The organism is Clostridium sp. NSJ-145, from assembly GCF_021044725.1.
Taxonomy (GTDB): Bacteria; Bacillota; Clostridia; order Clostridiales; family Clostridiaceae; genus Clostridium; species Clostridium disporicum_B.
In genome coordinates this window covers 1-16,080 of record NZ_JAJNOS010000024.1, presented here as the reverse complement: position 1 = coordinate 16,080, position 16,080 = coordinate 1, and the positions used below count along the sequence as shown (strand labels likewise).

At 26.7% G+C, this 16,080-nt stretch carries 15 protein-coding genes and 1 pseudogene; 13 read left to right on the top strand and 3 right to left on the bottom strand.

What is annotated here, in order from left to right; all coding sequences use genetic code 11:
- The first annotated feature begins 1 nt into the window (after window position 1).
- The 6 genes from LQE93_RS15665 to LQE93_RS15640 all read left to right on the top strand — a co-directional run bounded on the left by LQE93_RS15665 (window position 2) and on the right by LQE93_RS15640 (window position 6,129).
- Window positions 2–1,273 carry a PTS ascorbate transporter subunit IIC gene (locus LQE93_RS15665; RefSeq protein WP_231074404.1) on the top strand — a complete coding sequence of 424 codons (1,272 nt, stop codon included), beginning with the start codon at window positions 2–4 and terminating at the stop codon, window positions 1,271–1,273.
- 10 nt (window positions 1,274–1,283) lie between these two features.
- Complete coding sequence (locus tag LQE93_RS15660) at window positions 1,284–2,099, top strand: transketolase (RefSeq protein WP_231074402.1); 816 nt, start codon at window positions 1,284–1,286, stop codon at window positions 2,097–2,099.
- A 1-nt stretch (window position 2,100) separates the two neighbouring features.
- The gene (locus LQE93_RS15655; protein ID WP_231074400.1) at window positions 2,101–3,036 is read left to right on the top strand and encodes a transketolase family protein; all 936 of its coding nucleotides are present in this window, start codon (window positions 2,101–2,103) and stop codon (window positions 3,034–3,036) included.
- Window positions 3,037–3,114: 78 nt separating this feature from the next.
- Entirely contained in the window at window positions 3,115–3,759 is a 645-nt protein-coding gene (gene fsa / locus LQE93_RS15650; protein WP_231074398.1) for a fructose-6-phosphate aldolase, read from the top strand.
- Window positions 3,760–4,937: 1,178 nt separating this feature from the next.
- A complete protein-coding gene (locus LQE93_RS15645; protein WP_231074396.1) occupies window positions 4,938–5,204 on the top strand; it encodes a hypothetical protein in 267 nt (88 codons plus the stop codon).
- 13 nt (window positions 5,205–5,217) lie between these two features.
- On the top strand, window positions 5,218–6,129 hold the full coding sequence (locus LQE93_RS15640; protein ID WP_231074394.1) for a tyrosine-type recombinase/integrase: 912 nt from the start codon (window positions 5,218–5,220) through the stop codon (window positions 6,127–6,129).
- Window positions 6,130–6,191: 62 nt separating this feature from the next.
- Here the strand turns inward: LQE93_RS15640 and LQE93_RS15635 are convergent, their stop codons facing one another.
- Window positions 6,192–6,686, bottom strand: coding sequence for a hypothetical protein (locus tag LQE93_RS15635; protein ID WP_231074392.1), 495 nt, complete (start codon window positions 6,684–6,686; stop codon window positions 6,192–6,194).
- A gap of 463 nt (window positions 6,687–7,149) precedes the next feature.
- Here LQE93_RS15635 and LQE93_RS15630 point away from each other — a divergent pair, with 463 nt between their 5' ends.
- The 3 genes from LQE93_RS15630 (at window position 7,150) to LQE93_RS15620 (ending at window position 10,943) form a co-directional block, all read left to right on the top strand.
- On the top strand, window positions 7,150–7,557 hold the full coding sequence (locus LQE93_RS15630) for a hypothetical protein (RefSeq protein WP_231074389.1): 408 nt from the start codon (window positions 7,150–7,152) through the stop codon (window positions 7,555–7,557).
- Between the two features lie 86 nt (window positions 7,558–7,643).
- Window positions 7,644–7,862: a hypothetical protein gene (locus LQE93_RS15625; RefSeq protein ID WP_231074387.1), complete on the top strand. Its 219-nt coding sequence runs from the start codon at window positions 7,644–7,646 to the stop codon at window positions 7,860–7,862.
- 1,071 nt (window positions 7,863–8,933) lie between these two features.
- A complete protein-coding gene (locus LQE93_RS15620; RefSeq protein ID WP_231074385.1) occupies window positions 8,934–10,943 on the top strand; it encodes a hypothetical protein in 2,010 nt (669 codons plus the stop codon).
- Window positions 10,944–11,004: 61 nt separating this feature from the next.
- Here LQE93_RS15620 and LQE93_RS16920 read toward each other — a convergent pair whose 3' ends face one another.
- Complete coding sequence (locus LQE93_RS16920; protein WP_331000434.1) at window positions 11,005–11,304, bottom strand: hypothetical protein; 300 nt, start codon at window positions 11,302–11,304, stop codon at window positions 11,005–11,007.
- Window positions 11,305–11,314: 10 nt separating this feature from the next.
- Window positions 11,315–11,638, bottom strand: a pseudogene (locus LQE93_RS16915) (recombinase family protein).
- A gap of 908 nt (window positions 11,639–12,546) precedes the next feature.
- On the opposite strand from LQE93_RS16915, the gene LQE93_RS15610 reads away from it, so the two are divergent.
- From LQE93_RS15610 to LQE93_RS15595, 4 genes are all read left to right on the top strand, one after another.
- Entirely contained in the window at window positions 12,547–13,338 is a 792-nt protein-coding gene (locus LQE93_RS15610) for a GmrSD restriction endonuclease domain-containing protein (RefSeq protein WP_231074383.1), read from the top strand.
- An 89-nt stretch (window positions 13,339–13,427) separates the two neighbouring features.
- Window positions 13,428–14,474, top strand: coding sequence for an IS1595-like element ISCpe8 family transposase (locus LQE93_RS15605; protein ID WP_055259069.1), 1,047 nt, complete (start codon window positions 13,428–13,430; stop codon window positions 14,472–14,474).
- Window positions 14,475–14,629: 155 nt separating this feature from the next.
- Complete coding sequence (lnu(P), locus tag LQE93_RS15600) at window positions 14,630–15,130, top strand: lincosamide nucleotidyltransferase Lnu(P) (protein WP_022071788.1); 501 nt, start codon at window positions 14,630–14,632, stop codon at window positions 15,128–15,130.
- A gap of 223 nt (window positions 15,131–15,353) precedes the next feature.
- Entirely contained in the window at window positions 15,354–15,701 is a 348-nt protein-coding gene (locus tag LQE93_RS15595) for a hypothetical protein (protein WP_231074381.1), read from the top strand.
- The last annotated feature ends 379 nt before the right edge of the window (window positions 15,702–16,080 follow it).

The window sequence follows — 16,080 nt, the reverse complement described above, 5'->3', positions numbered from 1 at the left end:
AATGGCGATACTTGAGTTTATAGTATTTGGTATTTTAGGACAAGCTTCTTTATTAGTAGGTTTAATGTCTATGGTTGGTCTAATTATGCAAAAGAAGAAGCCATATCAAATTTGCATTGGAACAGTAAAAACTATAGTAGGATTTTTAATATTTGGTGTTGGATCTTCAGCCGCAGTTGCAGCTTTAAATAACTTCCAAACATTATTTGCTGAAGGATTTCATTTAGAAGGAGTGTTACCTTTAGCAGAAGCAGTTACTGGAATGGCACAAACTAAATTTCCTATGGTAATAGCTTTAATTATGGTTTGTGGATTCGGTATTAATTTATTAGTAGCACGTTTTACAAAATTTAAATATATCTTCCTTACAGGACAACACAACTTATATTTAGCTGCATTAGGTGGAATTCTTTTCATATCATTAGGTTTTTCTGATACTGTAACAGTTATTTTAGGATCTTTATTATTAGGATTTTCAGCTGCAATATTCCCTGCTATAGCTCAACCATTTATGAGAAAAGTTACAGGTAGTGACGATATTGCAATGGGACATTATTGTACAATAGCTTATGCAATTTCAGGATGGATTGGAGGAAAGGTTGGGAACCCAGAAGATAGTACTGAAAAGATTAAATTACCAGGATGGTTATCAATTTTTAAAGATTATATTGTCTCAATAGCTGTATCTATTTCAGTATTCTATTATGCAAGTGCAATTGCTGCAGGACAAGAAGCGGTTGAAGCAGTAGCAGGTGGAGTTCACTGGTTAATATATCCTTTGATGGAATCTTTAACATTTACAGCAGGACTTTATGTAATTATAACAGGAGTAAGAATGTTCTTAGGTGAAATAGTACCAGCTTTCGTTGGGATTTCAGAGAAGTTAATACCTAATTCTAAACCAGCATTAGATTGTCCAGTAGTTTTTCCATATGCACCTACTGCTACGATAATAGGATTTTTATCTGCATACGCAGCAGGATTAGTATGTATGTTTATATTTGCAAAAGTTGGTATGCCAGTAATAATTCCAGTGGCAATTCCTTATTTCTTTATAGGAGCTACAGCAGGTGTATTTGGTAATGCAACTGGAGGTTGGAAAGGTGCAGTTGTAGGGGGAATAGTTACAGGTATATTAATAGCTGTAGGACCAGCACTTATATATCCTGTTATGGAGAATATAGGACTAGTAGGAACTTCATTCCCTGAAACAGACTTTAACTTTGTTGGATTAATAATTTATTACTTAGGTAAACTTTTCGGATTAGCGTAGGAGGTAAATAATGAAAGATATAAAAGAACTAAAAATATTAGCAAATCAAAATCGTAAAAAAATAATTGAAATGGTATATAAAGCACATGCTGGACATCCAGGAGGGTCATTATCAATAATTGATATTTTAACAGCAATTTATGAGTTAGATGTGGATTTAAATAGTAAAAAAAGAAGTAGAGTTGTATTGTCAAAGGGGCATACAGTTCCTGCACAATATGCAATATTAAATAGTAAAGGAATAATAAATGATGAAGAACTTGAAACATTTAGAAGTGTTAATTCAAGGCTACAAGGACATCCACATATAGTTGATATTCCAGAAGTTGATTCTACAACAGGATTGTTAGGACAAGGGCTATCACTAGCTATTGGTATGGCTATAGCAAAGAGAAATGATAAAGAAGATAATAGAGTATATGCAATTGTTGGAGATGGCGAACTTCATGAGGGACAAATATGGGAGGCTGTTATGCAAGCATCTCATTATAAACTAAATAATTTAATTATGATAGTTGATTACAACAAGCTATCATCATCAGGTCCTGTAAATGAGGTTATTAATGTAGATTCAGTTTCAGATAAGTTAAAGGTATTTGGATTTAATACAATTGAAATAGATGGTAATAATATGGAGCAAGTTGTTGGAGCTTTAAATATTGCATTAGAAGAGAAGTCTAAACCTATAGCCATAATAGCTAATACAATAAAAGGTAAAGGTGTTTCTTATATGGAAAATAACCCTAAGTGGCATAGTGGTGCATTGACAGATGAGGAGTATGAAATAGCAGTAAGGGATTTAAATAAGATAGGGGAGGAGATATAATATGGTATTTAAAACAGTTTCACCTAGAGATAAAATTGGAGAAATATTATGTGAGTATGGGGAAGATAAGAGAATTTATGTATTAGATAGCGATTTAGCAAAGTCAACAACATCAGTTAAATTTGGAGAAAAATATCCTGAAAGATTTGTTGAATGTGGAATTTCTGAGCAAAGTGCTATGTCTATTGCTACCGGGTTAGCTATAGAAGGAAAGATACCTTTTTATGTTAACTTCGCAATTTTAGCAACTGGGACAGCATGGACACAATTAAGACAAGCTTGTTATTCAAATGCAAATATAAAGATAATTGGAACTCATCCAGGGATGGATGATGGGCCAGATGGAGCATCACATCATGCAAATGAAGATATTGCTTTAACTAGAGCTATTCCTAATTTAAAGGTATTAATTCCAAGTAGTATTGAAGAATTGAGAGATGCAATAGAGTTAGCGATTAAGCATGAAGGACCAGTGTATATTAGAGCTGCAAGGGATGTAGTTCCGGTATTAGATATTACTCATGATAAAGTTGAGTTTGGAAAAGCTGAAATAGTAAAAGATGATGGTAATGACTTAGCTTTAATATATGAAGGAACAGCAGCATTTTGTGCAATGGAAGCTTATGAAGAGCTTAAAAAAGAAGGATATGCCTGCAAGATGATAAATATATCTTCGATTAAACCTATAGATACAGATATGATAGAAATGTTAGTTAATAATGTTAAAGGTATAGTAACAGTAGAAAATCATAGTATTATTGGTGGTTTAGGAGGAGCTGTTGCAGAAGTTTTATCAGAGTACTCAAGACACCCAAAATTGAGAAGAGTTGGGGTAGAGGATGTATTTACTGAGTCAGGAAAGATTTCAGATGTCAAAAAGAAATACGGATTAAATACTGAAAATATAATTAAAAAATGTAAAGAATCATTAGAATAAAAAGTATGTTAGTAGAAAACCACATTTTAGTAATGTGGTTTTCTTAAAATAAATATATGATGTAGAAGAGGAGAAGTTATGAAAATTTTTATAGATACAGCTAATATTGAAGAAATAAAAAATGCAAGTAAGTTAGGAGTTTTATCAGGAGTTACAACAAATCCTTCATTAATTGCAAAAGAAGGAAAAGACTTGGTTGAGGTTATACAAGAAATTTGTAGTATAGTTGATGGGGCTATAAGTGGAGAAGTAATATCGTTAGAACATAATAAGATGATAGAAGAGGCTAGGGAATTAGTAAAGCTTCATAGAAATATAGTAATTAAAATTCCAATGTGTGAGGAAGGATTGAAAGCTGTAAATATACTTTCTAAAGAAGGAATAAAAACAAATGTAACATTAATATTTTCTCCACTACAAGCATTATTAGCGGCTAGAGCAGGAGCATCATATGTTAGTCCATTTTTAGGAAGATTAGATGATATAGGTAATGAAGGAATTAAAATAATAAAAGATATTTCAGAAATGTTTAAGATTCATAATATACAAACTGAAATTATATCAGCTAGTATTAGAAATCCTATTCATGTATTAGAGTGTGCCTTAGCTGGTTCAAATATTGCAACGATACCTTATAATGTAATAATTCAAATGATCAAACACCCACTAACAGATATAGGAATTGATAAATTTTTAAATGATTATAAAAACTCATCTAAATAGTGAAAATAAAACATCAGTGTTAGAGCAAAGTAGTTTCTATACATTGATGTTTTATTAGTTAATACTTATTAAATAATATACTTGAAAGTTGCTATACGATACATAATTAAAAATATTAAAAGAATGCGTGTCATAATAAAAATATGTAAGGAATATATTTAGTGCATCTTACTAATATGACCAAAACTGGAGAAAAATAGATAAAAGATGGTTAGATTCACTAAATAACAATCTAGTTTCATACGTAAGAGGTTATGAGAAAACAACTATTACTAATATATCAAGTTTTGCAGCTGAATCTACAAGAAAAGCAAATAAGAAATATATAAATGCTTAGATAAATAATGGACGATTACTTATTTTAGTTATAATATAAAATAGATTAAAGAGTAGTATAAAAATGAATATGAGTTTTAAGATTTAAATTAGTAATGCTTAAAAAAGAGAAAGTTTACATCAAATAAACTTTCTCTTTTTTCGTATAAATCGCTTATTATAAATTAGAAATTCAAAATCAAGAGAAGTAAGATGCGATGAGCTTATGAGATACATAAGAATGAATTCATATCTAAGAAGCATAATTTATATAATTATTATGACATAGTTATAAATTTGAAATGTACTAACTAAGACAATAATCTAAATATAATAGTAAATAATATACTCGTAAATGAGTATAAACTTTATAAAAAACACAGATAAGTAATTAAATTCTTTGATAATGTATATAAGAAAGCATTAGGATATTTAGGAACACCTTTAGGCCATGATGAAAACAAAATAGAAAAGGCAGGATTAACATCAGAATTTATTACAGGAACAACTATATATAGGGAAGAAAAAATGGCATTTGGTATGTAAGAAAATTTATAATACTCCAATTGTTGAAGAAGGTTTAATTGAAAATAATTATCCCTAAAAAGATTTTCATGAAATTTATATTGTAGAAATATTAAAGATTTATATAAAAGATTAGTGAAAAATCCAATTTATAATGTAGATATAAAATGTTGGCATAGTATAATCGTCAATAACAATAATTAAGATTAAATCACAAAAAAATTAAGGAGAAAAGAATTCATTTTTGATATGTAGAGTAATAATAAAAAATTATAGTTTGTATAATGAATAAAATGGAAATGAGAAGAAAGCTATGGAAGCCTTAAGAGGTGATAAGAATGAATGATAAAGAGAAAAGAATTTATGATGAAATCATAGATGATTTAACAAAAAATACTAAAAATAAAATCTGGAAGTGGATTTTGGAAGATGAAGATGGAGATTATGATATTGCTATAGTTGAATTAGAAGGTGTATTAGACCATATTATTTATTATGAAAAAGGTAGTTGTAACTATGATGATGAAATGATACAAGTGTATACTAATAGCTTATGTAGATTGAATGATTTATTAGAATCTATACAGTGGGATACTGAGATATAAAAGGTGAAGTACCATGAAGGTAGAAAAGATATTTTATCAATTTTACAAGGCTATTGCACAATGTACAGCGATAGGAACAGACAAGCATAGCTATAAAAGAAGTGGATGTGAAAAGACAAAGATATTTAGTTATGAAGATCGACGTAACATAATAAAAGTTACAAGTTTATTATGTTATTTCTTAGAAGAATACTATCCAGAAATAATATTTATTAAAGATATAAATAATAAACACATTCAAGATTTTTTCATAGAAAAAGCAAATTATTGTACTAAAAGTACATTGAAAAATTATTATTATTGTATTAGAAAGCTTGAGAAGATGATAAAGCAAGAGTTACTTTTATCTATTGATTATACTAGTAATATTAAAATTCCTAATGGAACAATAGCTGTGCTAAGAGATATAAAAATGAATGAGGGAGATTTACAAATACTACTAGACGAATGTAATAAAAGTAGTAGTAAAGCAAGAAGTGGAATTATGCTAAGTATGCTCTTTGGATTAAGAGTATCAGAATGTTGTAAAATAAAAGGGAAGGATATAAAATTAGCTGATAAATTTATACACATTCATGACAGCAAAGGTAAACGTTGTAGAAATATTAAAATTGAAACAGAGGAGCAAAGAAAGTTTTGTGAATATATAAAAGCTACAGTTAGTGGTGAAGATAGAATTTGTCCATTACGAGAAGATTCTGTGAATCAAGAAATTAGAAGAATGTTGTTAAAGCATAAGATAAATATATATCAAGAGAGTAAAACAGGAATACATGCAATTAGAAAATCTTATGCAACAAAAAAATATAAAGATAATTTACAGCAAGGTATGGATGAAACTGACGCATGGGATAATACGTGTGATAGATTAGGACATGGAGCTGGAAGGAAAGTGTTAAAAAATGTTTATGTAAAAAATAACTAGATAGATTTAAAGATAAACCTAGAATTTTAATTTGAATTCTAGGTTTTTCTTCGTTTAAAATATTATACAGATTTACAATAAATAACTTTAGCATAAGTTCTTTGAGTAAAGGAATGCATGTTATGAATAACCCTTCTATTTTCATAATTACTTTTAGCTATATAGTTAATTATATCTTCACATACTTCAGCGTATACTAGGGGAGTCGAATATTTAACAAAGTCAAGATATCCTAATTTATCTCCATACTGTAGATCATCAAAAGTTGTATCTACTAAATTACTATCTCTATATTTTGAGAGATATTTTTTTATTAGTTTAGTAATTAAAGAATTTGATAAAAATGAACAAAGATATAATGTAATATAAAAGTTAGATAATACTTCTAATTTGACAGTTGAGTTTTTATATGCAACAAACTTACTATCATTTAACATATCAATAGCAACACCGTTAAATCTTATATAGCGCGATTTTAAAGTTATGCTTGTATAAACGAAAATCATATCTGGAAATTCAAAATAGTTATCTGAATATACGTTAAATGTTCTTTTCATACACACCTCCAAATTTTATTTTTAGTATTTACAATTTTAATTATTTTATCAAAGTAAAGATAAGATTTATATAAATAAGTAACTAAGTGTATAATATATTATAAATTTCTGTAATGAGTAAAAGAAATTTTACATGAAGTTATGAAAAGGACAATTATATAGTTATATAATTGGGTAGGAGTGTAAAAATAAATTTGGGAAATTAAGTGGTTTATTTAGTTGGTGCTAGTATTTTATAAATACCACTTTTCTATAACTTATAAGGTATAGATATATGTAGGAGAACATAGTGAAGAGCCTGAAAAAATATAAATGCTAGTAATTTAATACAAAGTATGAAAGGGGTTAATGTAAATTATCTCTATTAATTATGTTTAATTGAAAATAATAATAAAAATAAGTAAGTATTAATTTGGAAATATTAAGTTAGTAGGAAAATAATTAAAGCTAAAGGGGACAAAATATGAATAAAGAAGCAATAGACTGCTTACTAGAAATAAAAGAAGAACTTATTAAAATAAATGAGAAATTAGATAGACAAGAGAAGTTAATAAAGAAATATATAGAAGATGATGTTTATATAGAAAATAGAGAATTTGATATTGAGGAAATTGAAGGATTGAATTTGTCAAAGGAGTTGGTAGACTACTTTAAAGATATAAATAGAGAGATTAACAATGAAAAAGATTTAAATAATTGGATAAGGCCTATCATATCAACTACTAAGATAGAAGATAATACTATAATAATTGAATGTTTAAATAGAATTAATTATTACTATCTTGTTGTATATTATACTGAAATATTAAAAAGAAATAATTATAAGATACATATTAAATCATTAAAAACTTTAGAGGAAAGAGTGCTTTAAGAATTAATTTAATGTAATTTTGTAGCGAGTATAATAAAAATATATATAACGATGCAATAAGATTTAAGAGGAGATAATAAATAAAGATGACAAAAGATGAAGAAAGAATAGAAAAAGTAAATAATATGATAGCAATTTTAGATGAGTTTCTTAAAAGAGGATATTATGTTCATAGTGGGCCATTTATGATAGAGCCAGATTCAAGTATGAATGATCTTTCAGAGGAGGATTTAATTATGTTTTTTGCGGAAGGTGATAGATGGCTAGTTAATAATGAAAAGAAATATGTTATCGTTACTCACTAATAATCTATAATAATGTAAACTCTGTTGAAAATAATAATATAAAATAATAAATAAAGAGTAAGCAAAAATATTATTATAGTTTAATGAGAATAGTAATAGTTTAAAAATAGCTTTCTCTTTTTGAAATAAAATTAATTCTTTATTTTATAATAAGGAGTTTAAATAAAATAAAGGTTGGAAGATCAAGTCTTTAAATATATGTTATATCTTAAGTGCTAAACACTTCACATATAGTATATGTAGTTATAGCTGAATAAGAGAAAATTAAAATTGTTGAAAAATTAGTGTGGTTAAAGATAAAGTAAAAGAAGCAATGATCTTAATTAGAGAAAAATTATTAGTTACAATAATGGATTGATTAAATAGTGAGATATATAGGAAATATTGTTTAAAGCTTATTTACTAGTGTATAATAACTATTATGAGTATGTGATTACCTAGTTATTTTGAAAAATATGAGGTTGATAATAATAGAGTTCTTCAGCAAGATATATTTAGAACATTAGGAAGTATTGTTGAACTGTTTAGCGATAATATGGATATGTTTAAAAAGATAATGGGAGTTATTGCTGATATTAATAGGAATTCAGAAGAGGTTGTTTAATCAATTGAAATGTTACTAGAATTCATACTTTGAAAATCGTAGTTGTACTTTTAAAAAATTATGAGATAAAATATTACAGAAGGAAATAAGTGTTTTTTGTAGAATAATTAATATTTAGGTGGAAAAAATATTAATTGAAGGAATATTATGATTAATCAAAGTTTGTTTTTAGCAAATTAAGAACAATATATGGTGATCAAAATGTAGAGATGCGAGTAGAAAATAATGAAACTATATTTATTATAACTGAAGTGTTTCAAAGAGCATTTTATTACAAATTTAGGTACAATGCTAGTATACAGTCTTGTAACACTATTGAAGATTTTTTATCAAATTATCAAAGTTTAAAAGAAAATTTATAGTAATAAGCTTATAGTGGTAGAGGATAAATATTATCTGCTACCACTTTAGTTTAATATTAAGTGGATTTAAGAGAAGAAGCTTTATGTAAGTTTATGGGGGGTATAGTGGAAGAAAATAATATATTTAGATTAGCAGCATTGTTATATAAAGATAGCAATTATAATGTTAAGAAAGATAATACATTAAAAAAAGTTATTGAGTCGTTATTTATAGATAATAATATAGAGATTACTATTTTTGAAGCAATAGAATTATGTGAAAAAAAATATAATTTACATGTAATTGAAGAAGAAATAAGAAGGATAATAGAGAGAGAGCATAATATTTTTCAAATAATTAATAAAGGAAATGGAAATATTAAGTTTAAACTGTTAGAAAAAAGATATAAAATTATAAATTCAGATAATATAATAGGAATAGATAAGTTTATAAACGAATTTTGTATAGATAAGAGCTTAGAAAATAATAAAGTTAAAACAGTGATATATAGATTTTTATATGATATATTTACAACGAATTTAAATAGTTACGAATATTATATTAAAAATGAGGCTTTAGCAAAGGATTTTAGTGTAGATTCTTCAAAATATGAAGAAGATGAAGTAAAGTTAATAAATTCATTCCTAAGCTATGATAATAAAGATAAGGATAAAGCTATATTTAATATTGTAAGTTTATCTTTAGAGTATTGTGTACTTACTGGAAACGGAAAACAGCTTTATCCGGAAGGACTAAGAAATAAAATTTTCTTTTTGGATACTAATATAATATATAGGGCAATTGGAATTAATGGAGATGAACGTAAAGCACTAACATTAAAATTTTTGAACAAATGTAATGAAATTGGTATAGGTTTGAATATTTCTGTATACTCGGAGGAGGAATTTAACAAATCATTGGAGTTTTATATTAAGAATATAAATAAATATCAATTTTCTAATATAAATAAGAAGCTATATGAAAAATATCAAAAGGGAAAAGATATCTATAATAACTATCTAGAATGGAAAAGTGGGAGAGTTGATTATGGGATAGAAAAGTACCAGGCGTTTATAAAGGCTAATTATGAAAGCTTTAAGAGAGCATATAAGATTAATGTTGATTATAAATTGAAAATAACCTTTAATGAAAATAATAAGAAGAGGATAGATGAGTTATCACAATCAATTATGATATTAAAAAGTGATATCCATATTTCATCAAGTATTATAGATGCAAGTAATATATTATTATTAGATAATCTAAGAAAGGAGACACATAGTAATATTTCTAAGCTATTAGAGGTAAAATATTTTTTGATTTCTACAGATCAGAAATTAAGAGAATGGGATTTGCTAAATGTTAATAATGAACAACCTATAGTTTTTTTACCTAGTCAATGGTTAGCTATTATTTTAAGATTTGTTTCTGCTACATCAGATGATTTTAAGAGCTTTGTTAGTTTTCTAAATATAAAGAAAGCTGATGAAGGGATAAATAAGGAGAAGTTATTAAGTGTTTTAGAAGGGATATCTGAGATAACTGAAGATATTGAACGACAGGAATTTTATGCAGATGAGATCATAGAACAGAAGGCAAATGATATAATAAATAATAGTGATATAGAATGTATAAAAAAAGAAACCAAAGAGTATGTTAAAGCTTCGATGGATCAATTAATTGTTGATGCACAAACAGAAGTAGCAGCAACAAAGCAGAAGATTGAAATAACGGAAAATGAAATGAAGAGTATTAAAAAGCAAAAAGACAATTATGGACAGGTTTTGAACAATATTATAATGTTAGCAGTTGATAGCGAAATGAAAAAATGGAGAATGCAAATATTATGGTTTATTCCTATAGTAATAGTTTCTGTTATTTTTTTACTACAACATATTATTATGAAAAATTCTCAATATAATTTGGTTACATATTTATATAAATTGGCTGGTGATGATAATGCAAGTTTATGGATAGTACAGGTTATAAGCGGAGGTTGTGGATTAACTTTAAGTTGTTGGGCATTAAAACAATGTTGGAATAGAATAAATACTAAATCATCACAATACAATAAAAAGAAACAGTTTATTGAGAAAAAATATAAGAGCAATAGTTTGAATGAGTTAGAAAAATAAGTTAGGAGATTTCCTAACTTATTTTTTGAGCAAAAACTATACATAGAGGTGGGTGACTATCTTAAATTGAGTAGTTATATAAATTGATATATTTATATAAGGTGCTTCTACCAAATCCTAGCATTTTAGCTAGTCCTGAAGAGGTCATATTGCTATAATGGCCATCTTTAAATTTAGTATATTCTCTAATAAAATCCTTAGGTAATTCTGATTTAGGCTTACCAAGAGTTTTTCCATTTGCTCTTGCAGCATCTAATCCTTGATTAATCCTAGATACAATTTTTTCGCGTTCTTGCTGTGCTATATGAGCCTTTATAGTTATTACAATGTCTATAACCATATCCATAAATACTGTTATCATTAGCTTTATTCTAATCAGACATATATGGCATATCTAATGCAATAACTCTGATCCCTCTAGCTTTTAAATCTTTTAGCTCCATTATTACGTTATCAGCATTTCTTCTAAGTCTATCTAAATCTGTGAGTACTAAAATATCATCATTTCTCAATTCGTTTTTTTATTTAGAATATTCTTCACGGTTTTCTGTATTTATAGTGCCACTAATACGTTCTTCTATTATTTGGTCAAAAATAAAATTATTTGCTTTAGCATATTGCTTTAAAGTAAGCAATTGTCTTTGAGTAGTTTGAGTGTTTTTAGTTGTTGAAATTCTAGCATATCCAAAAATCATTTTAATACCTCCGGAATGGTTATAATTTTCAAAAGTGTCTACGAAATCATATTTTTATTTCATAAACAATGTATACTTTAATTTTATCAAGAAATTCAAGAAAAATGTATAGAAAAAAGAAGTTAGAAAAGTGTACACGAAATCAAATGATTTATAGACATATACTAAAATAACGAAAGTATTAACACTTTTGTTTATGGAATCAGTTGATAAATAGATTGATTGAAAATATTATATTAAGTTATAGAAGAGTTCAATAAATGTAGCGATATTTAAGTTTGTATGTATATATAATTAAAATTATGGTAGAGAGTGAGTGGGAAGCAGTAAATAATTATTTGGTAGATCAAGAGAGAAAAGAGATGTAAGGAAAGTAAATGAAGTGTGATATTTGTAAAAGTAATGTTCTAGCAAAAGATACTGAAGTGTGCTACATATGCTCGAGAACAGTTTGCGCTTTATGTAGCTATAGTTTAGAAATTTGCGAATAATGTACAGGTGATGTGTATGAGTAAAAATATGCATCTATTAATTTTTTATTTTTAATTCTTTAGGAGATTATAAAAAGTCAACTTTGTGTATATATCTATGAAGTTAGAAAAAAGATTAACTAATGAGTAAAAGAATAAATTAATGATACTACATTTACAGTTCTATTATATTTAAATTTATAGCTGCTAAAATAGCAGCTATTATTTTGTTGAGTATAAATTAATAAAAAATAAGGAAATTACAGAGAATATAATACTAAAATATACTAGCAGCTAATAAAAATACTAATAAAGGTGTTGACGATTAAATTAGCTTAAGTTAGAATGCTATTAAAGCTATATGAACGTCAAAATAACTTATTAAAAAATTTAATTAGATATAACTTATAATATAATATTTGGAAGGAGAGCTGTAAAATGGATATTAAGATTAACAAAAATTTGAATGATTATGCTAATTTTGACCCAACAAAAGAATCACATCCAAGAAAGTTAGAAGATTTATGTGATGATATAGAAAAAGGGAATGTTGTATTACCTATTTTTCAAACCTATATTAGATGGCAAATAGAAAAGTCGATTGATTTACTAAATTTTCAATTAAGTGGAAAAGCTGCTGTTGCACCAATTTCAATGAATAGAATGCAGGAAGGAGAAGATGTAGGAACACAGATAACTTTTATTGAGAGAAAACAAGTTAATCAAAATGAAATAAAAGGTAAAGTATCTGTAATAGATGGTCAGCAACGTTTGACTTGTAATTATAAGGCATACTCTAATCATCCTGATTTTAAAAATATAGTTTTAGATTTATCATTAGGTAAGTTTGTATTAAATGTTGAAGCTTTAAAACCTAATCAAGTTCCAGTTGGGATACTATATAATAAAGATGCAAATGAGTTAGAAAAGTTTATATTAGAGCAAGAGCAACTTCAACCATTTAAAATCAGTGGTTTGCTAGGTAGAATAAGAAATAAGTTTTTATCATATTATTATACAATTAATTATGCTAATAACTTAAATGAAACAGAACAATTACAGTGGTTTGAAGTTCTTAACCTTGCAGGTACAAAAGTTACTGGAATCCAAGTTCAGTTGACAGAAATGTTAGTTAAAGGTGTTGATTATTATACTGAATATGCAAAAGTTTTTTTAGATAATTTAGAACAAGCTGGATTAGATAATCTTTTAATTCAAAGGCTATGTTAGCTAACTTTGTGATTAATTATATCTAAAATAGGCTATAATATAGGTATAGACTATATTTCAACTAATTTACAGAAAGGATACCTAATATTATGTCAAAAATAGATATAAAAGCTATGATAAAAGATTTAAAAAAGAATGAACTTACAGAGTTAATTTCAGTAGCACAAGAAGTATTAAGTACTTTATTTAATTCTTCTGAAATTAGAGATAATGTTAAAGAAAGTAGATTTTCTAAAGGATACGAGTGCCCAAAATGTCAATGTAAAGATGTAAATAAAAATGGGAAATCTAATGGAAGACAAAGATATATATGTAAACGTTGTCGTACAAGTTTTGATGAGTTTACTATGTCCCCATTCTCTAATACAAAATTAGGGTTAGATAAATGGCTAAAATACTGCGAATTAATGATATTAGGACTTTCTATAAGAAAATGTGCTGAAGAAGTAGGAGTAGGTGTTAAAACGTCTTTTTACATGCGTCATAGGATACTTGATGTAATCAATTTATCATTAAAAAATGATAAAGTTGAAGGTATAGTTGAAGTAGATGAATGCTTTATTAAGGAGTCTTTTAAAGGGAATCATTCTAAAAGTACTACATTTGTAATGCCTAGAAATCCTAGAAAAAGAGGTAAAGGTAAAAATGATAAGAAGAAAAGAGGAATATCAAAAGAGCAGATTTGCATAGAGACAGCAATTGATAGAAAAGGAAATATCCTTATGAGTGCTGTTTGTAATGGCAGAATTACAACAAATCAAATAATTAACTTCTTTGACAATAAAATATGTGAAGATGCTACTTTTTGCGTAGATTCACATAAATCATATATGGCAATAAAGGATAAGTTGAATATAGAGTTAAAGCAAGTTCCTAGGGGAAAATCAATGATAGATAGTGTTTATCATTTACAGCATATAAATGCTCTTCACAGTAGCTTTAAGAGATGGTTAATGACTTTTAATGGTGTATCCACAAAATATATCAATAATTATTTGGCTTGGTTTAAATTTCTACAACTAAGTAAGAAAAATAAAAAGAATGACCGAATTAAAGATATGCTAGTGAATGTAGCTACTAAGGATACTTATGTAACTAGAGCCACTATTAGAAATAGATTCATTGAGTTAATATAAAATAAGGAACTTTACTTAGAATTAATGAAACCATTTTATAATTGGAAAATAATTGAATACTTTGTATAATATAATTAAGTTCACAATTGTTATATAATGTGAAGTGAAGATATTATTAATATTATATATAAATAGAAATTTCTAGAGGTGATAAAGTGATTGGAATAAATGATGCTTGTGAAATATTGAGTTGGGCATATAATAATAATATAGAAATATGGTTAGATGGTGGTTGGGGGGTAGATGCTTTACTTGGAAAAGAAACACGTCAGCATAATGACATTGATTTATTTGTAGAAGAAAAAAACTATAATAAATTTATTGAAATAATTAAAAATAAAGGATTTAATGAAATTGTAGTGGAGTATACAAGTGAAGTGCATACTATTTGGTCTGATAATAAATTACGAATTATTGATTTACACATGTTTAAAGATAACTGTGATGGAACCATATGTTATGAAGGCGAAGTTTTTCAAAAAAATATATTCGATGGTGTTGGAAAAATAGGGAATATTATGGTTTCTTGTATAAATGCTAAAAATCAAGTCTTATTTCACTTAGGGTATGAATTTGGAGAAAGTGATATTCATGATGTAAAATTATTATGTAAAGAATTTAACATTCCGATACCTAAAGAATATGAAAATTTTTAAATTAGCGATAAATTATAATCTGTAGATTTAATAATATTACTATATCACGAAGAATTTATAATAAGTCATAAAAACAACCACATCTTATAATTCAATGTATTGAAAAGTCTAAGGCGTGGTTGTTTTTATGTCATATCTATCACGAAGATAGCTAACATAGCCAATTCAAAAGTCTACAGAATTGTCTATTCCTTTATCAATGTTGAATCCTGCTTATGAAGTTTTGGAAAAAAAGAAGCATAAATCAAACTTTTGTCCTATTCCATCAGACGTAAAACCATCTTTAATTAGCAAACAACCAGCAGAGAAAATAAGGGACTTATTTTATATTGCAATAAAAGGATTAAAGGATGCAATAGCATTCATCGAAGATAACAATATAACAGATCTACATCGTATAGATTATATCACATATTTAGCCGGTGCTTTTATGTATATTGGAAATAGAATCTTAGATAATAACGAGAAAAGTCGTTTAATAGAATGGGTTAATAATACTGATTTTACGGATAAAGGTAACAGTGAAAGGCGAGATATTTTTGAATCATTAATTGATAAATATACTTTCTAAGTAAATAATTAGAATACTTGCTTAACTGATTATAATTACTAGTTAAAAGAGAAGAAATTTAAATGTTGGTTATTAATTAAACACTGGGTCTTTGAACTACCTCCTATCTAAATGACAAGGGGCAGTTCTTAATACCTAGTGTTTTTTGTAATAAAAATATTATAAAGTGGAATAGGTTTTACTAGGTAAAAAGTGTTTATGAATATAGAGGTAATGTAGACGGAGACAAAAATAGCTAAATTTAAGTAGAAATGTTTATTAAATCAACTGATTTGAAGATTTATAAAAAATTGTTCAACAAGTGAAACAGATAAAAATTAATAAGGATAGAACCAGAAGAATTTCATAATTAGATAAATATTAAATTGATGTTATAATT